Source organism: Paenibacillus sp. LS1 (assembly GCF_026013365.1).
GTDB lineage: Bacteria > Bacillota > Bacilli > Paenibacillales > Paenibacillaceae > Paenibacillus.
Map to the genome: position 1 here is coordinate 52,607 of NZ_JAPDOE010000006.1, position 24,881 is coordinate 77,487.

20 protein-coding genes are annotated in these 24,881 nt (G+C 48.4%); 14 read left to right on the forward strand and 6 right to left on the reverse strand.

The features are described 5' to 3' along the window. Positions 1–4: 4 nt before the first annotated feature. A complete protein-coding gene (locus OM416_RS20765) occupies positions 5–598 on the reverse strand; it encodes a YcjF family protein (protein WP_264932654.1) in 594 nt (197 codons plus the stop codon). A 268-nt stretch (positions 599–866) separates the two neighbouring features. On the opposite strand from OM416_RS20765, the gene OM416_RS20770 reads away from it, so the two are divergent. Continuing rightward, entirely contained in the window at positions 867–1,763 is an 897-nt protein-coding gene (locus OM416_RS20770; protein WP_264932655.1) for a diacylglycerol/lipid kinase family protein, read from the forward strand. A gap of 40 nt (positions 1,764–1,803) precedes the next feature. On the opposite strand, the gene OM416_RS20775 is transcribed toward OM416_RS20770, so the two are convergent. Then, on the reverse strand, positions 1,804–2,394 hold the full coding sequence (locus OM416_RS20775; RefSeq protein ID WP_264932869.1) for a GNAT family N-acetyltransferase: 591 nt from the start codon (positions 2,392–2,394) through the stop codon (positions 1,804–1,806). Positions 2,395–2,724: 330 nt separating this feature from the next. Here OM416_RS20775 and OM416_RS20780 point away from each other — a divergent pair, with 330 nt between their 5' ends. Beyond that, positions 2,725–3,522 (forward strand): hypothetical protein, encoded by a 798-nt coding sequence (locus tag OM416_RS20780; RefSeq protein ID WP_264932656.1) that lies wholly within the window; start codon positions 2,725–2,727, stop codon positions 3,520–3,522. A 155-nt stretch (positions 3,523–3,677) separates the two neighbouring features. Here OM416_RS20780 and OM416_RS20785 read toward each other — a convergent pair whose 3' ends face one another. Then, complete coding sequence (locus OM416_RS20785) at positions 3,678–4,304, reverse strand: TetR/AcrR family transcriptional regulator (RefSeq protein WP_264932657.1); 627 nt, start codon at positions 4,302–4,304, stop codon at positions 3,678–3,680. A 177-nt stretch (positions 4,305–4,481) separates the two neighbouring features. On the opposite strand from OM416_RS20785, the gene OM416_RS20790 reads away from it, so the two are divergent. Beyond that, positions 4,482–6,713: an MMPL family transporter gene (locus OM416_RS20790; RefSeq protein ID WP_264932658.1), complete on the forward strand. Its 2,232-nt coding sequence runs from the start codon at positions 4,482–4,484 to the stop codon at positions 6,711–6,713. A 269-nt stretch (positions 6,714–6,982) separates the two neighbouring features. Then, positions 6,983–7,936, forward strand: a complete 954-nt coding sequence (locus OM416_RS20795; protein ID WP_264932659.1) for a nucleoside hydrolase — start codon at positions 6,983–6,985, stop codon at positions 7,934–7,936. Positions 7,937–8,314: 378 nt separating this feature from the next. On the opposite strand, the gene OM416_RS20800 is transcribed toward OM416_RS20795, so the two are convergent. The 3 genes from OM416_RS20800 to OM416_RS20810 all read right to left on the reverse strand — a co-directional run bounded on the left by OM416_RS20800 (position 8,315) and on the right by OM416_RS20810 (position 12,310). After that, positions 8,315–10,033 carry a methyl-accepting chemotaxis protein gene (locus OM416_RS20800; protein WP_264932660.1) on the reverse strand — a complete coding sequence of 573 codons (1,719 nt, stop codon included), beginning with the start codon at positions 10,031–10,033 and terminating at the stop codon, positions 8,315–8,317. 202 nt (positions 10,034–10,235) lie between these two features. Then, a complete protein-coding gene (locus OM416_RS20805; RefSeq protein WP_264932661.1) occupies positions 10,236–10,982 on the reverse strand; it encodes a DUF3105 domain-containing protein in 747 nt (248 codons plus the stop codon). A 410-nt stretch (positions 10,983–11,392) separates the two neighbouring features. Beyond that, positions 11,393–12,310 (reverse strand): hypothetical protein, encoded by a 918-nt coding sequence (locus OM416_RS20810; protein ID WP_264932662.1) that lies wholly within the window; start codon positions 12,308–12,310, stop codon positions 11,393–11,395. Between the two features lie 301 nt (positions 12,311–12,611). Here OM416_RS20810 and efeO point away from each other — a divergent pair, with 301 nt between their 5' ends. From efeO to OM416_RS20860, 10 genes are all read left to right on the forward strand, one after another. Next, on the forward strand, positions 12,612–13,508 hold the full coding sequence (efeO, locus tag OM416_RS20815; protein WP_264932663.1) for an iron uptake system protein EfeO: 897 nt from the start codon (positions 12,612–12,614) through the stop codon (positions 13,506–13,508). Between the two features lie 4 nt (positions 13,509–13,512). Beyond that, positions 13,513–14,793 carry an iron uptake transporter deferrochelatase/peroxidase subunit gene (gene efeB, locus OM416_RS20820; RefSeq protein WP_264932664.1) on the forward strand — a complete coding sequence of 427 codons (1,281 nt, stop codon included), beginning with the start codon at positions 13,513–13,515 and terminating at the stop codon, positions 14,791–14,793. A 52-nt stretch (positions 14,794–14,845) separates the two neighbouring features. Continuing rightward, complete coding sequence (locus tag OM416_RS20825) at positions 14,846–16,750, forward strand: FTR1 family iron permease (RefSeq protein ID WP_264932665.1); 1,905 nt, start codon at positions 14,846–14,848, stop codon at positions 16,748–16,750. Between the two features lie 341 nt (positions 16,751–17,091). After that, the gene (locus OM416_RS20830; protein ID WP_017691786.1) at positions 17,092–17,436 is read left to right on the forward strand and encodes a Na-translocating system protein MpsC family protein; all 345 of its coding nucleotides are present in this window, start codon (positions 17,092–17,094) and stop codon (positions 17,434–17,436) included. Between the two features lie 251 nt (positions 17,437–17,687). After that, positions 17,688–18,758, forward strand: coding sequence for an ABC transporter substrate-binding protein (locus OM416_RS20835; RefSeq protein WP_264932871.1), 1,071 nt, complete (start codon positions 17,688–17,690; stop codon positions 18,756–18,758). Between the two features lie 322 nt (positions 18,759–19,080). Then, the gene (locus OM416_RS20840; RefSeq protein WP_264932873.1) at positions 19,081–20,007 is read left to right on the forward strand and encodes a nucleoside hydrolase; all 927 of its coding nucleotides are present in this window, start codon (positions 19,081–19,083) and stop codon (positions 20,005–20,007) included. A 204-nt stretch (positions 20,008–20,211) separates the two neighbouring features. Beyond that, positions 20,212–21,033 (forward strand): ABC transporter permease, encoded by an 822-nt coding sequence (locus OM416_RS20845; protein WP_036612869.1) that lies wholly within the window; start codon positions 20,212–20,214, stop codon positions 21,031–21,033. 4 nt (positions 21,034–21,037) lie between these two features. Beyond that, positions 21,038–21,829 carry an ABC transporter permease gene (locus OM416_RS20850; RefSeq protein ID WP_017691790.1) on the forward strand — a complete coding sequence of 264 codons (792 nt, stop codon included), beginning with the start codon at positions 21,038–21,040 and terminating at the stop codon, positions 21,827–21,829. A gap of 18 nt (positions 21,830–21,847) precedes the next feature. Further along, positions 21,848–22,906, forward strand: a complete 1,059-nt coding sequence (locus tag OM416_RS20855) for an ABC transporter ATP-binding protein (protein ID WP_264932666.1) — start codon at positions 21,848–21,850, stop codon at positions 22,904–22,906. Positions 22,907–23,081: 175 nt separating this feature from the next. Continuing rightward, a complete protein-coding gene (locus OM416_RS20860) occupies positions 23,082–24,821 on the forward strand; it encodes an adenine deaminase C-terminal domain-containing protein (protein WP_264932667.1) in 1,740 nt (579 codons plus the stop codon). Positions 24,822–24,881: the final 60 nt, after the last annotated feature.

Below are 24,881 nucleotides of genomic sequence, written 5' to 3' on the forward strand. Positions count from 1 at the left end.
TTATTTACTGATCCTTAGATTCCTTGGCAGGTTCATCTGTACCGTTGCTAGAGATCGACTTCACTTCTATCTTCGTGTCGTCGCCATTAGCTTCCTCCAGTGCAGATGGAGCGGGTTCACCGAGGATCAATTCGCGCTGCTCAATCATGCGTTTGACGACTTCATAACAGTCATCCACATGTTTGTTACCCACATAGCGCATGGCTGTAAAGCTGAGTGCGGCAGCCAATCCTTGTCCTGCAAAGGGAACAAATTTAGCGACTGATTTGGTGGCGACGCGTACGCCGACTCTTTTCAGAACCTGTACCACCAATTCCTTGGTAATCATACGCCCGATGACTTTGCTTCCGATGGACATCACGAATCCATAGATCATGGATTTGGTCTCGGGGTCCATGCCGTCCAGCTGTTTTTGCGATAATCCAAATTTATTGTTAATGGCAGGCAACAGCTGCATCAGCATCCCCACATCAGCCAGTACGTCTGTACCGGGCAGTGGAACGAGTGTTGTACCGGCGGAAGCGGTAGCTCTTTTGCGAACCATGGTACGGCATTCCTTGCGAACTTGCTCCAATTGTTCCAACGTTGCCGGAATCATAGGGAATCCCTCCATTCGTATATGGTATAGATATAACCGTTTTGACTCATTTTGAATGGGTTCTCACCAGCAAAATTTGCAACCTTATCACATAAGGTGTGGAGAAACCTTTTTCTCATGCATACTATTACGAATGAATGCCGATTAGGATGCATACTTAATTGGGAAACCTATTCTGGAATCATGATGAGTGCTTAGCGCAGGTTTGTTTACGGCTTCAACCTTTGTGGGTAAAGGGTAACAAGCATTGGAATGGAGGAAGAGAAGGATGGAATTTAACAAAGCGTTGTTAATTCATCATCATCATTCGGGCAAGGCTAATCGTGAGAATACAGTGGGTCTTGTGGCTGGTGTGCTTGCTCCTGCTGTTCGCGATCTCGTCATTGTGCGCACGGATGAACCGGGTGAGGGAGAGAAGCTGTGTCGTGAGCGCGGGGAACAATTCGATGTGGTATTTATCCTGGGTGGGGATGGCACGGTGCATGAATGCGTGAATGGACTGGCTGATCTGCAACATCCTCCGTTGATTGGTGTATTGCCTGGAGGTACCTGTAATGATTTTGCACGTTCGCTCGGCCTTTCACCGGATGCAGAGACTGCTGCACAAGAAATGCTTGCAGGTCGGGTGGTATCCATTGATGTTGGACGAGCTAATGATCGGGTGTTCACGAATTTTTTCGGTATTGGCTTGATCAGTGATGCATCGCAGAATATTAACGAGAATTTGAAAAGCGCGCTGGGCAAGCTCAGTTATTTTATCAGCACGTTGCAGACCATCAGTCATACGGAACCGTTTCGTTATCGATTGGAGGCGGATGGGAAAGAGATGGAAGGCGAAGCGGTGATGATCTACGCAGCCAACGGCCGTTTTCTGGGAACAAATGCCCTGCCCTTTGCACCGAATGCGTTGCAGGATGGGGAACTAGACGTGCTCATTATTCATGAGACAGGCATCCCGCTACTGCGAGAGATACTATCGCACAAGCCGGAGGGAGAATGGCAACCTCAGAGTGAGAGCATTTCCTACTTCAAGGCATCTACTTTAAAAGTAAAGACCGATGCGCCGATGTCAGCTGACACGGATGGCGAATTGTACATGAAGACACCCGCTGAGCTGTCGGTGCTGACGGGTCATCTGAAGTTTCTAACCGGCGAGGGTTATTAAATCCCCCGGTTTTTTAGTTTGATTTTAGCTGATCGGAAACTCAATCATTCCCTGTCTGATCTTTCATATGACGTTGTCTGAACTCATCCTCCAGTATGCTCATCTGAATGGCATCATGATATTGGTGATTGTAGAACAAGACATCCCGCTTCACACCCTCGCGCTGGAATCCAAGCTTCTCATACGTGCGAATGGCTCGCTCGTTGAAGGCGTACACCTCAAGCTCAATTCGATGCAAGTTACAGATGCCGAAGCCGTAGTCCAGTATAAGCAGTAACGCCTCGCTACCGTAGCCTTTTCCTTGCTGCTCCGCCTGATCGATGGCAACCCGAATATGTGCACTGCGATTCTTGGCATGCATATCCATCAGGACGACATCTCCGATGATCTGGTCATCTTCCTGCAAAGCAATCAGTAGCATCAATCTGGAGTCATCCTGTGCTGCATTCTCAACGTAACGTTCAACCTGAGTGCGTGTGAAACTGGTCTGTGTACCCGTCAGCCTGCGCATTTCGGCATCAAACAGTCCAGGGTAATAAGCATCCACATCTGTAATCTCGAAAGGACGCAGATATATGCGCGACGTTTCCAGCAGACGGGGGGTGCGGGGTGATGGTTTTGGTGGTGATATAAGTTGTTTCCTCCTATAGGTTCAAGGCTAGTGTTATTCATGTTATGTATCGTATTAATCAACGGGAAATAGATAATTAACAACACTTTACCATATTTTCTCATGCTTGTAGCTATAATGGTCGATATAAGTATTGTCGTGCTTGCTAAGTCGAAGAGAAACCTAGTTTGAAGATTCGTATTACTCTGCTCGAATTACATATTTTGATTTGCTGCACTGTATACATAGTTGCGTTGTAGTATACCAGACATTCATAGTCTTAAAGAGACGTATCAGTTTACCTTAGCAGGCCGATAGATTTTATAAGAATAGAAATGGGGATTTAACGAAATGCGAAAGTTAGAGAATTGTTTGAAGTGGTTTACTGTTTTTTTAATTTTGGTTACACCGCTGTTTACTTCACCTGGACAGGTCTCAGCAGCGAAAAAAGAAATCTATATTACTCTTTCTGGTGAGAAACACAGATATGTGGGAGAAGTCAAAAATGGTGTTCCTAATGGTAAAGGAATATCCTACTTTCCAAATGGGAAGAAGAGCTTTGAAGGTAAGTTTGTAGCGGGAATGCCTCATGAAGGAAAAAGGTATAACTCTGATGGGAAGCTGTACTCGGATATTTCTAATGGACAGGGAAAGACTTATTACCCAAATGGAAAGTTTAATTATGTTGGTAAGGTGGATAAGGAAACATGGCTTCCTTCAGGTAAGGGTACCGAATATTATCCAGATGGAACGGTTAAATATAAGGGCGATTTTTTGAATGGTTCGTTTCATGGTCAAGGTAAGTGGTATACAGAATATGGTGAAATGTTCTATCAGGGTACGTTTAAGAATGGATTGCCACAGGGACAAGGTAAAGCATATCAATATGGAGAAATTGCCTATGTTGGTGCATTTGATAAAGGAGTACCCACGTATTCTGGCAAAATTAAATTGTACGAAGATGGTGTAATCATCTATGATGGGCAGGCTAAAAATGGAGCTATTACCGGCAAAGGTAAAGGGTACTTAAACGGTAAGTTAGTCTATGTGGGCATGTTTAAAAACGGAAGACCAACGGGTGAAGGTAAATTCTATACGCAGAATAGTAGTGATGGCCCTAATATATCTATTTATATCACTGTCGATTAAGTAACAGGTAAGTAATTACAGGATCAATTCAAAACTTTCAGGAGCAGAGTCCTATAATCATGATTAGATTTCAACCAATAAACCATCGGTAGGTGTGTTCATTACATCGCCCGATGGTTTTTGGCATAACTGCTCTTGAGATACAGCTATATATTTTAGTTCCGCTTAACCGCTCCATCCAGAAACAGGGCCACCAGTTCCTGCGCAAGTTCCTCAATGCTGCCGCCATTCATGTTGCGTACATCTTCGCGGTTCGCGAGCATCAGCAGTGACGTAAATGCATGGGCAAGCAGCATAGGGTTCCCGACCCGCAAATAACCATTATACATCTCCTTCTGAAAATGGGTGGCTAGTACTTCGAATATGCGAACCTCTGCTTCCCGAATCTGAGCGAGTTGCTCCGTATCCAGATGTTTCTCGGCTTCTCGCATCATGGTCTCCGTTTCAATATGGGAATGCTGCATCTTGGCTTCGGCAACCTTAACCAGTCGTTCTTGCAACGTACCAGGTTCATCCAGACGGAGCGAAGTCTGCTGCATGCCCATCGCCATCATGCGGGTGATGGCAACGGTGAACAGATCTGCTTTGCTGGAGAAGTGATAATAGATTGATGCTTTGGTTACATTGCATAGTGAAGCAATCTGCTGGAGAGAGACGGGCTCATACCCGTATTCCATAAACAGACGTGACGCGGTCATCAATATGTTGGATTGCACAGAGGCTTGATCCACACCTGCTTTGGGTCTACCCGGTGAACGGGGAATGTTTGTTTTTTTGCTCATGGGTACATACCTCTTTACGTATTTGATTGCTTGTTAGACGTGTTCACAAAAATAGGGATTGCATAATTAACCTTCCGGTATATATAATTAACTCGATTATACTATGACCCGTGGTTCATTACTACAACATCACATAAATAGGGCTTCATAGAAACAGAATAGGGAGATGAAGAGACAATGCAGGAAGGTTCGGGTTATGGCCGCTGGGTTGCCGGCAAACGAAGCAAATGGATTACACTGTTGGTATGGATCATTATCGCGGTTGTGCTTGGTATGGTATGGCCTGCTGTAGGTGATCGTGAAACCAATAACGCGCAGGATCTGAGTGAATCCAAACCATCGGTTCAGGCAGCTGCACTTGCTGAGAAGGAATTTCCTGGCGGTGAAGGATTGCCCGCGCTGATCGTATGGCGTCAAGCCGGCGGTCTGACGGATGAGCAGATTCAGAACATTCAGGCATTAACGGAGCGACTGGATCAAGATCCGGTAGAGCAACAGCAGTCCGTTGTGCCACTCTATCAATTGCCACCACAGGCATTGAAAGGCCAGCTTTCGGAAGACGGAAGCACGTTGGTTATGCCACTTTTCTTCAATGAAGGTGCCGATTCGGAACAATTGAAGGAAGGTATTGAAGCGCTTGAGCAAAAAACACAAGACATCTTCGTGGCGAACCCGTTCGATGTAACTATAGATGATACCAATACATTGGTTGCCCGTGTGACAGGGCCAGTAGGGATATCCATTGACGCAAGCGGACTGTTCTCTTCCGCCGATGTATCCTTGCTGATCGCTACCGTTGTACTGGTATTAGTCCTACTGTTGTTGATCTATCGTTCGCCGGTATTGGCGATTATCCCGATCATTGCCGTTGGATTCGCGTATATGGTGACAAGCCCCATTCTCGGATTCATGGCGGATCAGGGCTGGATCACGGTGGACGCACAGTCGATCTCGATCATGACCGTATTGTTATTTGGAGCAGGAACGGATTACTGTCTGTTCATGATCTCCAGATACCGCCAAATTCTCTATCATGAGCCGGATAAAAAGAAAGCCATCTTCCAGGCAATTACCGGATCATCTGGCGCCATTGCCATGAGTGGATTCACGGTCGTTGCAGCACTACTGGTGCTGTTGCTGGCTGAATATGGTGCATATCATCGCTTTGCCGTACCATTCAGTCTGTCCATCTTTATTATGTTTATTGCAAGTCTGACGCTGGTTCCAGCGCTTCTCGCAATCTTCGGTCGGGGTTCATTCTACCCGTTCGTACCGCGTACCCATGAGATGGAAGTGGAACGTGCGAAGAAAAAAGGAAAACCAGCTCCTGCCCCGCGCAAAGTGAAGGAAAGCTGGATTGGCCGTGTTGTAGTAACGAAGCCATGGACCGTTCTTGCAATTACGTTGGTATTGCTGGGAGGACTGGCGGCGTTCTCTACTCAGGTGAAATTCACCTACGATCTGTTGTCTTCATTCCCAGAGGATGTGCCTTCCCGCGAAGGTTTCACCGTCATCGGCGAACAATTCTCTCAAGGTGAGCTGGCTCCTGTCAAAGTGATCGTGGATGCCGAAGGCAAAGAAACTGATCTGAAGCAACGTCTCGAATCGCTGGATTACATTAGCAAAGTAGGCGATGCTCAACAGGGTGCCGAGAATGCCAACATTACCGCCTTTGATGTGGAGTTCAATCTGAATCCATATTCCATGGAGGCAATGCAGCATATCCCGGATCTGCGAGCTATTGCGGAACAGACGCTTCAAGATGCCGGAGTAACCAATGCGGACAGTAATGTCTGGCTCGATGGTCAGACGGCTGAACAGTATGATATTGAAGTCGCCGGAGAACGGGATGCCAAGATCATTATTCCGGTCGTCATCGGCATGATTACCTTGTTACTACTATTATACTTGCGTTCAGTTGTAGCCACGGCGTATCTGATTGCAACGGTCGTTCTGTCGTATTTCTCTGCACTGGGTCTGGGTTGGATCATTATTCACTACGGACTTGGCGCAGATGCCATTCAGGGAGCGATTCCGCTGTATTCCTTCGTATTCCTCGTGGCACTGGGTGAGGACTACAACATCTTCATGATCTCTAGCATCTGGCAGAAACGCAAAACGATGCCGCTCCGTCAAGCGATTAGAGAAGGTGTTGGCGAGACAAGCTCTGTTATTACATCTGCAGGTCTGATTCTGGCAGGGACATTTGCCGTACTTGCTACATTGCCAATTCAGGTGTTGGTGCAGTTCGGGATTATTACGGCTGTAGGTGTCATGCTGGACACCTTCCTGGTTCGTCCATTCATGGTGCCAGCGATCACAACACTGCTAGGCAAATGGGCTTTCTGGCCAGGCAAGTATGTTCCAATTGCAGAGAAGAATGAAGAGAGACAGAACCAGTCCATGTAATGCATGGATGGGGTGAGATGGACGGCGGGGCTTCAAGCCTGCTGTCCATTTCTTTATTTTTATAGCCATGAGAGTAGAAAGGTGTGTCCTCCTGAGATGGAATGGTGGAACTGTAAAATATCCGCAGGATGAGGTGTGATCCTTGTTTTCTTTGTATGGGGAAGGTTTACGTAGCCAAGTGTTTTGGGACATAATAGAGGAAGCGTCGGCCTAGGGCAGACGGATGAATCAACAACAACGGGACAACCAGGGGAAGGATGAAAGCAATCATGACGAACCAACTTAATGTGTATTTTAACCATGACGGCGGCGTGGATGACCTCGTATCGCTGTTCATGCTTCTGCAAATGGACAATGTAAATGTAACCGGGGTATCGGTTATACCGGCAGACGGATATCTGGAGCCAGCAACAGATGCCAGCCGCAAAATCATCGATCGTTTCGGTACATATTCCGTAGAGGTATCCAAATCCAACTCCAGAGGGAAAAATCCATTTCCTGCGGCGTGGAGACTGCACTCCTTCTATGTAGATGCACTTCCTGTACTGAACGAATCCGGCAAAATGGAAGCGCCACTCTCTGCCGTTCCAGCACACCAGCATCTGATCGAGAAAGTGCGCAATACCGAAGGCAAAACGTTGCTCCTGTTCACAGGCCCACTGACTGACCTTGCGCGTGCACTGGACGAAGCACCAGACATTGAAGAGAAAATCGACAAGCTGGTATGGATGGGTGGCACATTCGAGCGTGGTAACGTAGAAGAGCCTGAGCATGACGGCACAGCTGAATGGAACGTATTCTGGGACCCGGAAGCGGCTTACCGTGTATGGCAGAGCGGCATCCAGATCGATCTGGTTGCACTTGAAAGCACGAACAAAGTACCTCTGACTCCAGCCGTTCGTAACCGCTGGGCAGCAGAGCGTCGCTTCGAAGGCGTTGACTTCTTGGGTAACTGTTACGCAGGTTGTCCGCCACTGGTGTACAGTGAGACAAATTCCACATACTATCTGTGGGATGTGCTGACAACGGCTTCCGTTGGACGCGAGGACATCGTGAAGAAGAAAACCGTAAACTGTATTGTCATCCCGGATGGTCCTAGCCAGGGCCGCACGGTGGAGCAAGCAGACGGACGTCCAGTACAACTGGTGTATGATACCGATCCGGAAGCGTTCTTTACGTACATGACGGATTTGGGTAAAAAAGCTGCTCCGCAGCGCTACTAATTCAGGCAGCCTCTGGGCTTGCCATCCTTAAAGGTACAACAAAAATAAAGCCGCAGGCAGTGTCCGGAAATGGGGTTGAACCCATGATCCCGTCCCTGCCGTGCGGCTTTTTTTGTTGTGGGCTGATTCATATAGATTGAACTAATCAATTTACACGAGAACGTAGAGGGCAGAAAAAAGCTGGAGAAGCGAAGCTAAAAGCTTTCTGCAAGAAAGCTACTTCGTAAGCATATACTTCGCCTTTATCCTCAGATTTTCACCATTGTAAAATTGAATCAAAAAATCTGAGGATAACAGCGATCGGAAGGTTGTTCTGTCATCGAAGTGGCAAGTGTGAATATTCTTTAGTTCAATCTATATAACAATCTAAGCTGCCCGCTATATTTTAAATCGACTAATCAATCCGTTCAGCTCACTGGACAATACCCGCAGAGACTCTGCGGATGCACTCATCTCATCCATGGATTGCAGCTGGCTTCCGGTAGCATGTGACACCTTCTGGATACTCGAAGAGGATTCACGCGAGATATGCTCCATGTCCTCCACGGAAGCGGACACTTCTTCTGCACTGGCAGACAGTTGCTCGGATGCTGCGGATACTTCATGCAGACGTTCATTCATCGTCTCAATCCCGGTATGAATGGATGTGAACGAACGGCCTGCCTCCTGAACAACAGCGAGACCGGATTGAACTGCTGATGTGCTGGCAGACATATGTTCTGACAACAGGGCAGTCTGGCGTGTCATCTCGGCGATCAGTTCGGTTACATGCTGGGAAGACTGCTCCGATTCCCCCGCAAGCTTGCGAACCTCTGAGGCAACCACCGCAAACCCGCTGCCATACTCTCCTGCACGAGCGGCTTCAATACTTGCATTAAGTGCAAGCAGATTGGTCTGTGAAGCGATACCTTTCATTAGATGTGCCACTGACTCAATTTTATCGGAATACTGCTCCAGTTGGGAGGTGGAGGCCACCATCTGCACATTCGCCTGATGAATTTTGTCCATACTGTCCATTGCTGTGTTGATGTTGGCTTGACCTTGCACCGCGTTATTGGTCGTTTCCTGCGAGACATCGGCGACCATGGAGGAAGAATTCGCAATGTGCTGCATGCTGCGCGTAATCTCTTCCATGGCTACTGTAACTTCGCCCGCACGAGCCACCTGTTCAGCAGCCCCACTGGCCGTATGATTGGTATGCTCAGCAATACGCTGGCTGGCATCCGCAGTCGCTTGTGAATGTTTCGATACTCCTTCTGCAGCCTGTAGCAGAGAATCGGAGCTTTGACGAATGCCTGTCATGACATCGCGGGTACCTGTGACCAGATGTTTGAATTCGGAAGCGAGCTGTCCGACCTCATCCTTTCGTCCAAGTTCGACGTTGACGGTCAGGTCGCCTTTTCCCACTTCGGTAATCAACTTCTTCAGCTTCACCAATGGACGGGTCAAGTAGTGGGCGAATCCATACACCAACAAAACACTGAGCAGCACGATGGAGAGGGCTGTCCAGATCATCGTCATCCGATTCCGTGTCATTAGTTCATAGACAGCGGTGGAGTCCAAGTCAGCACCAACCAGACCAAGTAGTTCCCCATTGGCTCCATGAATAGGTACATAAGCTGTAATGGTTGCCCCGTATTCATCTTGGGTCAGATCACCTCGTACAGGTTCATTTTGCTCAAAAGCCTGCAACATGCCTTCATAATGGTTCTCTTCAGGAGAACCGTATGGCGAGAAGTCATCCTCTACCACATCCGAAGCCGCGCCATCTACAACATAATAGTACGATGTGGCCCCGTTCTCTTGCCGTTTACCGAGCGTGTACAGATACTTCAACCCGTTGGCCTCACGAAGTTGGCTAAGCTGTTCGCGTAATGTACCATAATAGTCCGTTTCGTCTTGTCCCGTGCTTAGTGGTGCATACAGGGAGGTGTCGATGGACTGTGCTGCCCGTTCGGCTACAGCCTGTGCCTGCATCCCCATGGATTGCTCGACCAGTTGAGCCGATGAACGGTACATCGTAATGCCAAGAACCGCACCCGCGGCCAGCATCAGACAGGAAAAAAATAAAAAGATCCGCATAAACAAACTGTTCATTGGTAAAAGTGTTCCCCCTTGATCTGTTGGATGAATCGTCTCTGTATCTCTTTACTTTGGTGCTGATCGTTCTTTTTTGGTTCATATGTATTCTATTTCAAATGTACAGTTTTCTACTTGAAATATCGGCATCTGGACGATAAAGAATTAGCTCCCGAGTCAATTTGATTCGGGAGCTAATCACGTTTGATTCTATAGGTTATTACATCGTTCCGCCGCCCTGGCGAACAGAGGCGGGAATCTTTTCAGGTCCCTGATTAATATATTTATTGATAAAAGTACCCACTTTGGCATCGTCGAATTGGTCGAGCTTCATCGTTTTGGTCCATGCAGTTACGACGACTTCACTGCCTTCGGGAATATCCTTGTTTGGTACGGCGAGTATACCTGCCCCGGCTTCGCGGAATTTGGCAAGGTATTTCAGATGCTCTTTCAAATCTTCGCCTGCGTTCTCACGATAATAGATGATGATATCCCCATGCTCGAGATTGTGTACCAGGTAATTATAGCCCGGGAAGTCGGTGTAGAATCCAAACTTGATATCATGCGGATTATGCGGTCCTGAAGTCGGGATCTTCATCTCATACTGGATCGGGTCCTCCGTATGGTCTGCCCCATAATATTTATCGTCAGTCACGTCGATTGTCGCATTGGCGTCCAGATCGGCTACATCATATGTTGCTCCTGCACCCTGTAGGAAGAATAGACCAAGCGTAACAATCGACACAGCCATCAATGCATGTGCAACCAGCCGAAGGGAGCGACTTTTTTTCTGGATGTCCGCCCGTTCTTTCTTTTTCATGTGACCCAGGATTTTGCCCTGTGTGCGTGATGCCCAGATATAAGCGGCGATGGAGAACAGCAACACGATTGCACCTACGATGAGCCACAGGTAGGATGTACCTGCTTCGTGCTCCATTTGCATATGATTCATATGAGACATGTCCATAGAGAGTTCCTCTGCTTTCTGAGTATAATAATTGATCAGTACACTACATAATGTAGTGTTAGTGGCAATGGTGAATCCTCATTACGTAACGGGAGTTGCTGGGTCCATGTTTGTTACGTAAATAAGAACATACCTATTGCACTACACATTATAGTGTATGAAACATGCCCAGCGCAATGCTGCCTTGGAAAACCAAAAAAAAGGCGCTCCCCGCATGAGCAGGGAGCGCCTAGTATGAATCTAAAGAGTCAGGAAAATTTTCATTGGAATAACCATTTACACGAAAACGTAGAGGACAGAAAGAACCTGAAGAAGTGGAAGCTAAAAGCTTTCTGAAAGAAAGCTGCTTCGGAAGCATATGCTTCGCCTTTATCGCGATGTGTAAACAGCTTTATTCCAACTGAACTATTTTACAGACGTCCAAAAGGCGAAAGCATCAGGCCGATTAGTCCAATAATAATTTCACCCAACAATTGATACACAATAAAGAACACGACCGCATTGGCGATCAGTACGCTGTACATACTGTCGATGGCTGCTTTGGTGCGATTCAGTGGATATTGGAATAGCACCGAGTTCAGAGCGACAAAGATAATGATATACGAGACAGCGAGCAATGAGATCGCGATGGAATACGAGATGATGATAAACAGATTCGCCAGAACAAGGGATACGACAGCAGGAACAAGCAATGTACCGAACTGGGCAACCAGTGTTTTGGGACGGAATGTTATTTTTTCAATCTTCAGAATAGCGTACATCAATGCAATAGAGGCAATCAGGATAATGACGGTGAACAACAGCGGCCGGATAAATCCACCAATGAACAATCCGTCCATGCCTATGCGACTAAAGGTAATTAAGAAGTATGTAGAAGATAGGACTGCAATCAGCGCCATCGTCAGCCATCCGTTAAGTGAGTGTTGGTCACCAATGGTTTTCATCGTTTGATAAGGACGGGCCAATACACTGAGGAAATAGGATAGATACTGTTTGCTTACTTCTTTGGCTTGCTGAACTTTCTCATTCTGCACGATATTATTCCATTGATTGGAGCTACTATCTCCTGCAGAAGCATGGTCATTGGTGCCTGTTGACTCTGTTGTTTGTTGCTTGTGAGTAGAGACCGATGGTGTGTTGGATGGAACGGGTGCCTGAGAAGATGTGGTCTGCGTACTGGACCAACGGGTGTATTCGGGTTCGGAAGTAGCAGCAGATTCAGGGTTCGGTACAGGAGTGGGCGAAGAGGTTGTTTGCGTTAGATTAGAGCCGCACCTCTCGCAAAAATGGGCATCTCCATTTTCATGATTACATACTGGACATTTCATGGGTTAAGCCTCCAATTTCTAGAAAATAAAAACAGGTAAACATTGTGTCTCATTTTAACGGTTGATGACGAAGTTTGTCTATGTTTCGCAGGAATTAATACCCCAATTACACGACGTGAAATCAGGGATGAGCACATCTCTTATTTTCATATTGACATAAGGATAACACGGACTTATGATGTCATTACCGAAATTGATAATCATTATCAATAAGAGAACGTTTATTCAAGAGGTTGAACGTCGTGACATTTGTGCACAGAAGGTTGACCTAATCTGCATATTTAATAGGGAGTGTATCGTGTTGAAAAAAATATTGGCATTGCCAGCTGTTGTGCTGGCTACTTCGGTTTTGCTCGCCGCTTGCGGCAATAATGAGGCTGCTTCAGACCCATCTTCAGAGACACCGGCTGTTGTTACTGAAAGTCAGACTTCTGCGGAAAGTGGAAATACAGCGGGTCAGGATACAGCGGCAGACGATTATACCACAGCTGTTGACGGCTATCGCACGTTTGCTATACAACAGATCGATGAGTTCGTGAAGGAAACGGAGAAGTTCACCGATGCAGTAAAAGCCGGAGATCTGGACACCGCCAAATCATTATATGCTCCAGCTCGTATGTGCTATGAACGAATTGAACCGGTAGCCGAGGCACTGGGTGATCTGGACCCGAACATTGATGCGCGTGATGGAGATGTTGAGGCGGCTGACTGGCGCGGATTCCACCGGATTGAGAAAGCATTGTGGGAAGATAACACAACTGAAGGCATGACGGAATATGCGGATACACTGCTGAGTGATGCGAAGCTGCTGCGGGCCAAGGTCGAGACGATGGACATTGATGCCAGCCTGATGGTGACAGGAGCGGTGGAATTGTTGAACGAAGTATCCTCCAGCAAGGTGACGGGGGAAGAGGAACGATACTCGCATACGGATCTGTATGATTTTGCAGCGAATGTGGAAGGTGCACGCGAAATCTATAATCTGCTCAAAGATGATTTGGCTGCCAAAGACAAGGACCTGAACCAGCAGATTGCAGACCGGTTTGATGCACTGGAGAAAGAACTCGCCCCATTCAAGGATGGAGACGGATATGTTTCCTACGAGAAGCTGAAGGATGAGGACGTACGCAAACTGAGTCAGAATCTGGACGCGCTTGCGGAGCCACTGTCGAACATGGGACAGGTACTGGGAGTGTAGAACGATGACCGACAAGAAGGAAGATTCGTTGAAAAAGCCGTTGTCACGGCGTGAAATGCTAAAGCTGACCGGCGTAGCTGGTCTTGGTCTGCTTATAGGCGGGGGCGGAGCCAGCAGCCTGATGGCGCTGGGTCGCAAGAGTCAACCGGCGTCTGCTGTGGAGCAAACCTCGCCGGATGACAAGGGCTTGCCCTTCTATGGTAAGCATCAGGCGGGCATTATCACCCCGGCTCAGGATTTCATCTGCTTTGCCGCCTTTGATGTGACCGCGGGCAGCGTGGAGGAGTTACGCCGCCTGTTCCAGAATTGGACAGCGGCTTCCGCCGCCATGGCTGCCGGACAGATGATCGGCGAACATAATACCACGCTGAATACGCCGCCCACCGATACGGGCGAAGCGGCAGGCCTGACACCGTCACGTACTACGTTGACGTTCGGTGTGGGGCCCTCTTTGTTTGACGGGCGCTTCGGATTGAAGGGCCCGAAGCCCCGGGGTCTGCGTGATCTTCCGGCTTTTGCCGGTGATGCGCTGGACCCGCAGTGGTGTGGTGGCGACCTGTGCGTACAAGTCTGCGCAGACGATATGCAGGTCGCCTTCCATGCCATCCGCAACCTCGCGCGCATTGCGCGAGGGCATGCGGTATTGCGCTGGACCCAGGAGGGCTTCCAGCGCACGGGCCGAGCGGATCCTGCAGGTGGAACACCGCGCAATTTGCTCGGCTTCAAGGATGGCACCGGCAATCCGGATACCACGGATGCGGTGCTCATGGACCAGACCGTCTGGGCACAGCCAGCGGATGGTCCGGGGTGGATGGCCGGCGGCAGTTATATGGCCGTCCGCCGGGTTCGCATGCGTGTGGAGGTCTGGGACCGCTCCACACTGAAGGACCAGGAGGCGACTTTTGGTCGCCACCGGGATAGTGGAGCGCCGCTGGGTAGCCGGGGAGAGTTTGATCCGGTGGATCTGCAGGCGAAGTCGTCCGACGGACAACCCATCATTCCGGCAACCTCGCATCTACGTCTGGCCAAAGGAGATGGCAGTCAGCAGATTTTACGCCGCTCTTACTCCTATTCAAGTGGATTGGATGCCAAAACAGGACAGCTGGATGCAGGGTTGTTATTCATCAGTTACCAACGAGATCTGGACAAACAGTTTATTCCGATTCAGGAACGACTCGCGAAGAACGACAAACTGAACGAATATACGGTGCATGTCGGCAGTGCGGTGTTTGCCTGTTTTCCAGGGTGCTCGGAGGGAAGATATATTGGGGACACACTGTTCTGATGGAGCAGCAGGATCAGGCTAGGTTCCAATCATGAGGAGGAGCGAAAATAAGATGAACATGGGAATCGCACACAAGCAATCGCTAATCAGGAAACGTACAAGAAGAGGATTGCTGCGTATACCATTGATTATGCTCATATGCATGATGATCACGTCCGGGGTGACAGGCTATGTGCCTGACAGTAACGTCGCTTATGCTAACAGCTCATCTTCCAAGGCAGAGCTTGCTGCGGAAGATCTGCTAGATTCCCTGCTCCCGCCTGTGGGAAGTGCGCTGGTGGAAGCTGGTCAAGGCAAGCTTACGGAAGCGATTCGGGATGTAGGCGATTTCCAGGAGTTGTGGAAGCAGGCAGGTACGTTGCAACCGCAACAAAACGCAGATCAGGTAAGTGGCTTGGCGGTTACCGTAGACAATACCTTGGCGAAGGCCCAAGAGGCTTTGCAAAACAAGGATACCGATACAGCCAAAAAGGCACTTGCGGATCTGGCTCGTGCAACCAATCAATATATGGAGGCGTTTCAGGGGGCTGAAGAGAGCACTGATGCAGGTCGGAAAGCAGCTGAAAAACTGCTTCCTGATGCTCGTAACAGTCTAAGCGCAATGGAGCAGGGGGACTGGACTCAGGCCGAGACCACCTACAAACGAATCGTTACCGCCTGGAAGGGAACAGAAGCGCCGATTCGTCAGGATCATTTTGGCGTATACAGCCAGTTGGAGAAAGAGATCAGCTTAATTCGTGTTGCGATGCAAGCTGAGCCCCGCAAGGAAGCAAAAGCAACCGAGCAGATGCAGAATCTGGTCACGTTGCTGACTGACTACAGTGCCGGAACACTCAAGGAAGGTGAAGTTGAAGACACCACAGCCGTCTCGGGCGTGTCCTCACTGACTGAACTGCTGAAATTGCTAGAACAAGTCCAACAGCAGATTGGGACGGGAGACACGACTGCGGCTTCTACGGGGCTGGAGCAGTTTATCATCACTTGGCCATCGGTGGAAGGGCAGGTGCAGATCTCTTCTCCCGCTTCATATACAGCGATTGAGAACGAGATGACAGAAGCATCCGGATATCTCGTGTCGAATCCACCAAACACAGTGAAAGCAACCGAGGTGGTCTCTCGCATGATAGACCGACTGGAGCCATTAACTGCCTCTACCTCTTATACCGCATGGGATGCAGCGTTGATCCTGCTCCGTGAAGGCCTTGAAGCCATTCTGGTGCTGTCTGCTTTATTGGCTTATGCCAAGAAAAGTGGACAGGCCGCTGCCCGCCGCTGGATCTGGGCTGGAGCAGGTAGTGGTCTCGTGCTTAGTGCTGGACTGGCGGTCGTTCTCACACTTGTTCTGGCTGCGGTAACTTCAGGCAGTACTCGGGAGATGATTGAAGGGTACACTGGCCTGGCAGCAGTTGTTCTCATGTTGACCGTAGGGCACTGGATGCACAGTAAATCCAACGTACGATCCTGGAATAGCTATGTGCAGCAACAGGTGGGTGGTGCGCTGGCACGCGGAAGTTTATGGTCTCTTTTTGCCGTAGCAGGACTTGCCATATTGCGAGAGGGAGCGGAGACCGCCATATTTTATATCGGGATGGCACCTGCAATAGAGCTGTCACAGCTATTGATGGGAATTGGTGCAGCATTATTGATCCTGATTGTTCTGGCTATAGCCATCATTCAGTTCAGTGTGCGTCTGCCTGTACGCTGGTTCTTCCTGACGGCTACGTTGATGATCTATTATCTGGTATTTCGTTTTCTTGGGGAGAGCATACATGCACTTCAAGTATCGGCAACGCTTGGCGCACACGTTGTTCCTGAATTGCCTACACTTAGCTGGCTTGGTATGTATCCAACCTGGGAAACGTTTATCCCGCAGATGTTGGTGCTGATCTTCATGATCCTCAGCTTGATTCGCACGGAAAGACGTTCAGCAAGAGGTGCCTCGAAAGTCTCTGCCTGAACAGCACGCTAGAATTTCAGACATACTATGATGATGTTCAACCGTATCTGATCTCTTTGGAAGGGAGGGGAAGATGCGGTTTTTTCCATTGATTAGATTCTTAAGAATACGATGAATGCGCGGATAGAAGCCGTGGATATAGGATATAATTTCAACTGTAGTATGCTTCGGTAGACGTTTATGTAAACATATGAAAAAACGATAAGATCATGGTAATGTTCGCTTCTGTGTGTGATTTACATGTTAAGTATATCTTTTGGGTTGCTCATTTCAGAAGATTTATGTATAATCAATCGTGTTAACACGTCGAATGTACGGTAGTAAGAGATGTGGGTGAGTTCATGGAACTACTGGACAGCAACGAGAGTAAGAAGAAGATGTGCCAGTATTATAACGAAATTTCGAAGGAACTGTTCGGATTTGGCACCACTCTCCTGAGAGTGACCATTGACCAGAATATTGTGACCTTCTACGCGAAGCACCGACGTTCACCGCGCTCTGACGCCCTGGAAGGGGAGGCCCCTGGCTTAAAGCTGGAAGTGGACTTCCGCATGTCTGTCTTATATAAGAAGAAATTCCGGGAGAAGCTCGAGCAACACATGGGTTTGCCAATTGAAGCTATATTGCGGGATTATGATGCGTCCACCCAGTGGGCGATCACGAATGTGATTCTGGAACAGGCCTAAGGATGGATCGGCAGGATTGATTCTTGTTGATGCATACGGAGGTTATGGCCCGAATTCATGAGCAGGTTCCGTACAATTTCATATGATGGCGTCTGTCTTCGGATTGATTCTGAAGCAGAAATCGATGATGTACCGGCAGCGGGTGTCGCTTTCCTTTGTTTACGAAGAAAAGTGTTCTTGTTTATACAAGAATGCTTTTCTTTTTGTTTTTTTCATACACATCACATATATCAGGGGGAATCAGGATCATGATGAAAAAGTGGATTAGCGGTTTGGCAGCAGTGGCAATGACATCGGTATTACTTGCAGGTTGTGGCAGCAGCACAGAGGATGCAACAGGCGGATCAGGCAGTGGGGGAACAGCAGCTACCAAATTGGTTATCTCCACTTGGGGCTTCTCGGAAGATTTCTTCAATGAATCGGTATTTGGTCCTTTTGAAAAAGAACATAATGTAGACATCGTGCTCGAAGTCGGCAATAACGCTGAACGTCTGAACAAAATCCGTCAGGGTACATCGAATGTCGATGTCATCTACCTGTCTGACTACTATGCACAACAAGGTATTGATGAAGGTTTGTTTGAGAAAATCGATCGTTCCAAAATTCCAAATGTAAATGACATATATGATATTGCCAAAGCACCACTTGGTGAAGATTATGGCCCTGCCTACACGGTTGGACAGCTCGGTATCGCTTATAACCCGGACCTCGTATCCAAAGAAGTGACTTCATGGAGTGACCTGTGGGACCCGGCGTTTGAAGGTAACTTGACGATCCCGAATATTACGGCAACAGCTGGCCCGATGGTTGTGGATGCAGCTTCCCGTGTAGCCGGAAACGATACGTTTAATGAAGATGCGGCATTTGCTGAACTGAAAAAACTGAGCGGCAATGTGGTGAAATTCTATAGCCAAACGTCCGAGTTCGTGAACATGTTCTCCCAGGAAGAGATTGCAGGCGGACCAATCATGGAAATGTATTTCAAAGATCTGAAAGCAGCTATTCCTAATGCGAAGTTTGTTACACCTAGCGAAGGTGCATATGCCGTGATGAACACGATCAATGTCGTTAAAGGCAGCAAAAACAAAGAGCTTGCTGAAGAGTTCATCAACTGGCAACTTAGCCAGGATGTACAAGCGAAATCTGCCAAAGCTAAAGTTGACTCCCCAGTAAACACCAAAGTTGAACTGACTGCTGAAGAAGCAGAAGGCGTAACATATGGCGCTGACGTTGTGGAGAAGCTGAACAAGCTGGATATGGAATTTGTGAATCAACAGGTTAAAGGTTGGACAGATCGCTGGAACCGTGAGATTGCACAATAAAACACGTAATAGACTAAATAGTTATCTTTGATCTATATAGGTTTAACTGAACTTTTTACACGAGAACGGAGAGGGCAGAAATAACGTGAAGAAGCGAAGCGTTCGCCTAAAAGCTTTCTGAAAGAAAGCTGCTTCGGAAGCACGCGCTATCCCCGGATTTTCCCTTTGAAGAAGGGAATTAAAAAAAATCTGGGGATAACAGCGATCGGAATGTTATTCTGTCATCGGAGTGGTAAGTGTAAATATTCTTTAGTTGAACTTATAACATTTGCAGCAAGCAACCATATCACCGCATAGGAGTTGAGAACGGATGAGTGAAGCGCTGAATCGCATCATTCTGGATGTGGACACGGGGATTGACGATGCACTGGCGATTTTGCTGGCCGTCAAAAGCCGGAAGCTGGACATCCTCGGTATCACCACGGTCTGCGGGAACGTATCACTCCAGCAGGCAACAGAAAATACATGCAAAATCCTTGAACTCGCGGGTGCACCAGATATTCCAGTGATTGCCGGAGCAGCTGGACCACTCACTCGCAAGTCGCATTATGAACACCGGGTACATGGACAGGATGGATTGGGCGGTGCGCTGCCTGATCCGGCCGTGTCTAAGAAAGCCGAGGAAGGTTTTGCGCCAGACTTTATCGTGGAACAAGCCAAGCTCTATCCGGGCGAGCTGACCTTAATCATGACCGCACCATTAACGAACTTGGCACTCGCGCTGATGAAGTGTCCTGAATTGCCTTCTTTATTGAAGGAAGTCATCTTCATGGGTGGTGTTGTTCGCGGACATGGCAATATTACACCGACAGCTGAGTACAACACATATGCTGATCCAGAGGCCGCACGCATCGTACTGCACGCAGGCATCGAGAAGCTTACCCAAGTCGGACTGGATGTAACACGTCAAACGCTGCTGAATGAAGCAACGATTGAGCGTCTCACTGATCCTTTAATGCGCGCATACGTCGCTCAAAGTACGGAGATTTACATCAACCGTTACGAACAAATGAACGGCGTCCGCGCTTGCGCGTTACATGATCCACTAGCCGTGGGCGTAGCCCTTGCCCCTGAACTGGTAGGACGTAAATCGTATTACGTCGATGTCGAAACCGCCAGCCGCCTGTGCGATGGCCAGATGGTATGTGACTTCCAAAAACGTTTGGGCGAGCAGCCCAATACACTCGTCTGCGAAACCGTAGACGCAGAAGCATTCCTTGAACTGTTTATCAACGCATTAAACGCGTAGTTGCTCTGCCCCAATTAGATATTTATACGATTGCGGAGAGTGCAGAACCGATCTGGAGAAGCGAAGCGTTCCCCTTTATCCCCCGATTTTTACCTATGAAAATGAATCAATAAATCGGGGGATAACAGGGATCGAAGGACGGTACTGCAATCGGAGTACTCAAGTATCAATCTCGAATTAAATTTACAAGTCAGGAGTATCGCGATGAAGAAATCAGTAATCTACTGGCTATTGCTGCCGGGGTTCGTGTTTTTGGCGGCATTTATGATCATTCCGATTGTCCTGACGATCGGGTCGACGTTTTTCCAAGAAAACTCCTTCACGTTTGAAGGATACATGCATTTTTTCAGAGACCCATACTTTTTGAAAATATTGCTTACGACGCTGCAAGTCAGCGTGGTCACCACTATCGTCTGTGTGGTGCTCGGATTCCCGACAGCTTATTATATTTCGCAGAAAGCGCCGCGCCGCAAAGGCATTTTGCTGGCACTGGCGATCTTCCCACTGCTGACGAGCCCGGTCGTGCGCTCGTTTAGCTGGATGATCATTCTTGGACGCAAAGGGCTGATCAATAACACCCTTGTTGGCCTCGGTATCGTGGACAAGCCGCTGGATATTCTGTATACGCCGGCAGCGATGATGATCGGTCTGACGCACCTGTTCCTGCCACTGATGATTATCTCTCTGGTGGGCGTGCTTGAGAACATTGACGGTGACCTGCTCAAAGCAGCACAAAGTCTGGGCGCATCGCGCATTACGGCATTCCGCCGGGTCGTGTTCCCGCTGGCTGTGCCAGGACTTGTGATCGGAGCTGTGCTTGTCTTTGTCGGAAGCCTGACGGCGTATACCACACCTGCCCTCCTTGGAGGCAAACAGCGCGTGATTGCTACGTTCCTGTATCAGAACGCCATGACCCTCAACGACTGGTATCTGGCCTCGGTTGTTGCCGCGATTATGATTGTGATTACATTTGTCGTCGTCGGTGTCATGAACAAAATGGCCAAAACTTTAAATCCGAAGGGGTAGACATATGCGGGAGAAACATATCGGGCTGGGCCTGTTCAGTCTGCTGGTCTTTATCTTTCTGCTGGGCCCGCTTCTGATCATATCGGTCACTTCGTTTGAACCGGGAACGGTACTCAAATTTCCGCCGGAAGGGTTCTCCTTCCGCTGGTATGAGAATATTTTCAACACAGGCGGTTTCCTTCGCACATTCCAGACGTCCATCATCATTTCCCTGTTGGGGAACCTGTTGGCACTGGTGCTCGGAGTTCCGGCTGCGTATGCACTTAGTCGTTACGATTTCAAAGGCAAGTCCGTGCTGAACGCACTGTTCCTGTCTCCGGTATTGATCCCGGGAATCGTGCTTGGTTTTACATTGATGAAATACCTGATCGTAATCTACCATCTGCCGATGTACCTCGGATTGTTGATTGGTCATACGATTATCATGCTTCCATTTATCATTCGAGTTATCGCGTCGAGTCTGTCGAGCTTTGATTTTGCAGTGGAAGAAGCTGCGCTGAGTCTTGGTGCGGGACGGGTAAGAACGTTCTTCACGATCGTGCTTCCTAACATCCGCTCAGGAATTATCGCCGCGGTGCTGATTGCCTTCTTGGAGTCCTTCAACAACGTGGACATCTCGGTGTTTATGACCGGACCAGGGGTAAGCACATTACCGATCCAGATGCTGACGTATGTGGAGAATTATTTTGACCCAACGATTGCAGCGATTTCCGTGCTATTGATGGTACTGACCGGACTCTTAATGTTCGTGATCGAACGGATCATGGGCGGATTTTCATACTTTACTAAACGTTAATTGGAGGCGCAGAACGCTATGGCATTGCTGACATTAGACCACGTATCCGTGGCATACGATAAGCAGACAATCCTGAAGGATTTTCAGTTGGAGCTGGAAAAAGGTAAACTGCTCTCCCTGCTCGGACCGAGCGGTTGCGGCAAAACAACTACGCTGCGCCTCATCGCCGGATTTCTGGAAGCATCACAGGGTAAGTTTATGTTCGGCGGCAAGGATTATACGAAGGTTCCGGCGAACAAGCGGAACTTCGGATTTGTATTTCAGAGTTATGCGTTATTCCCGCATCTGTCTGTCTATGACAACGTGGCCTTTGGTCTACGGATGCGTAAAGTAAAAGACAAGGACATCTCTTCCCGTGTGATGCGAATTCTGGAAGTGGTTAACCTGAATGGATTTGAGAAACGTTTTCCACAAGAACTGTCCGGTGGACAGCGTCAGCGTGTAGCCATTGCTCGTGCATTGGTGATTGAACCTGACCTGCTCTTGTTCGACGAACCACTCAGTAACCTGGATGCCAACCTGCGCCTTAACATGCGGGTGGAGATTCGCCGTATTCAGCAAGAGCTGGGCATTACAACGCTGTATGTCTCTCATGACCAGGAAGAGTGCTTCTCGATCTCGGATCAGGTAGCGATTATGAACAAAGGCGTGGTTGAGCAGCTCGACCGCCCGGAAACGATTTTTAAATATCCGGCAACGGAGTTTGTAGCACGATTCATCGGGTTCCATAATTTCATTGAATTCGCTGAGCGTACTGATGCAGGTGAAGTGATTACACTGACCGCAGGTGGACGCACGTTTACAGCAACAGCCCATCCTGGAACTGCACGTCCTGGTGCACGTAAAGGCGCGATTCGCCCGGATGATCTGATTGTTAGTGGAGATACCTCTGCGAATGTGGTGAATGCTTTGCCGGGCATTATCAAAGTTAGCACATATCTGGGACGCAGCTATCAATATGTGGTCGAGACGGAACTCGGTGATTTTACAGCAAATCAGGAGATGGAAACACCGTACCTTAGTGGGCAGCGTGTTAGCCTGATTTTCCCACAGGACAAGCTTGTACTGGTGGAGTAGCCGTGAATGTAGGGAATAGCTTGAGGAAATAAGAGCAGTAAAGAAGGCAGCTCATGCGATGATTCCGGACGAGGGCAGTGTTGCGCAGTCATGTGCAGTACAGCAGATTAAAGTGCAGGTTCATTGTCCGGTTCGCATCGCCGTGAAATGCTTGTGAAGAAGGAGATTATGCCCCATGCGTGCAGATCAACTAATTGTGAATGTACATGTGTATAACAGTTATTATAAACGGTTTGAAATGAACAACGTCGCTGTGTTGGACGGCAGATTTCTATATGTTGGACCCGGCGGACCTGAGTTGATTCAGGCAGACGAAGTCATTGATGCGCGGGGAAGATACATGATTCCTGGCTTGATTGATATCCATCTGCATATCGAAAGTACGATGGTAACACCGGAAACCTTCTCTCATGGTCTGATTGGCTGCGGGGTAACGTCCATTGTCGCAGAACCGCATGAGATGGCAAATGTGTTTGGGCTGGAAGGTGTGCAGGAGATGATGACTGTGAGTCGGGACACCACCGTGGATATGTTCTATGCGATCCCGAGTTCCGTTCCGGCAACCCCGATGGAGACAACAGGCGGTTCAATCGAGATTGAAGATATGGACGTGCTGCTCGCCACTGGCGAGATCATCTGTCTGGGCGAGATCATGAACTATGTCGATGTCATCCGTGATCCGGAGTGCAAGACGAACCAGATTTTACAGCATATCCGCAAAAACTACCCGGATCTTGTGATCGAAGGTCATACACCGAAACTGCTTGGACTCGATCTGCACCGACTGATCTACGCAGGTATTGATTCCGATCATACCCATCAGAGCATTGAGGGATTACAGGCGCGGATTGCGGCAGGTATGTTTATTGAAATTCAGGAGAAATCAATGACCCCGGAAGTCATGGAGTACCTGATTCAACATGATGTGGCGCAGCATTTCTGCTTCGTAACGGATGATGTAATGCCGGATTCACTGGTGGAGCATGGTCATCTGGATCATATCGTACGTAAAGCAATTCAGATGGGGATGCGTCCGGAAGATGCGATTTATGCAGCAACATCAACCTCTGCCTCCCGGATGAAAATGACCGATCGTGGCAGCGTGGCCCCAGGCAAAGTGGCCGATTATGTGTTGCTATCCAACCTGGAAGAGCTTTCGATTGATCAGGTGTACAAAAACGGCCGCAAAGCTTATGACGGTTCCGAACCGTATAAGCAAGAACGAGTAATCGGGCAGTTCCCACCTCACTTCTATAAGAGTGTACAGTTGGAGAAGCTGGGCGTAGCAGATTTTACAATTCAGTTGTCAGATCCAAAAGTCAGTGGATCAGGTGTTGAAATCGCTGGTGAAGGTGAGCACCAATGCCGTGTCATGATGGTGAAGGATGGTTCTACTTTTGTAGAAGAACATATTGCACCGATTCAGTCTGCAGATGGCGAATTGCTATGGGAACAAAGCGGATATGCGCAGATCGCGACCTTTGAACGTTATGGCGTGAACGGCAATCATGCACACGGTCTGATCGGTGGAGATACCATTAAACGCGGTGCTATTGCGACGACATATTCGCACGACAATCACAACCTGCTGGTTGTAGGACGTAATCGTGAAGATATGATATTGGCAGCTAACACAGTGATTTCGAGCCAAGGGGGCTTCTGTGTAGTGGAAGACGGCAAGGTGCTGTCCCATCTGGAACTTCCTGTAGGTGGCATTTTGACGGAAGAACCACTGGCAGTGGTGTCCCATCAAGTGAAGGAACTGAGAGCAGCCATGCTGTCTCTTGGATATGTACATTACAACCCGATCATGTCGATCAGTACTCATTCTCTTGCGGTAAGTCCGGCTCTGAAGATCACGGACCATGGCCTGATTGATGTGAATGCAGGTAAGGTTGTATCGTTAATTGTTTAAGTGTGATAGATACATCTGGTGGTCTGCTTGCGATGATCCATTCGATTATTCGTTATTATA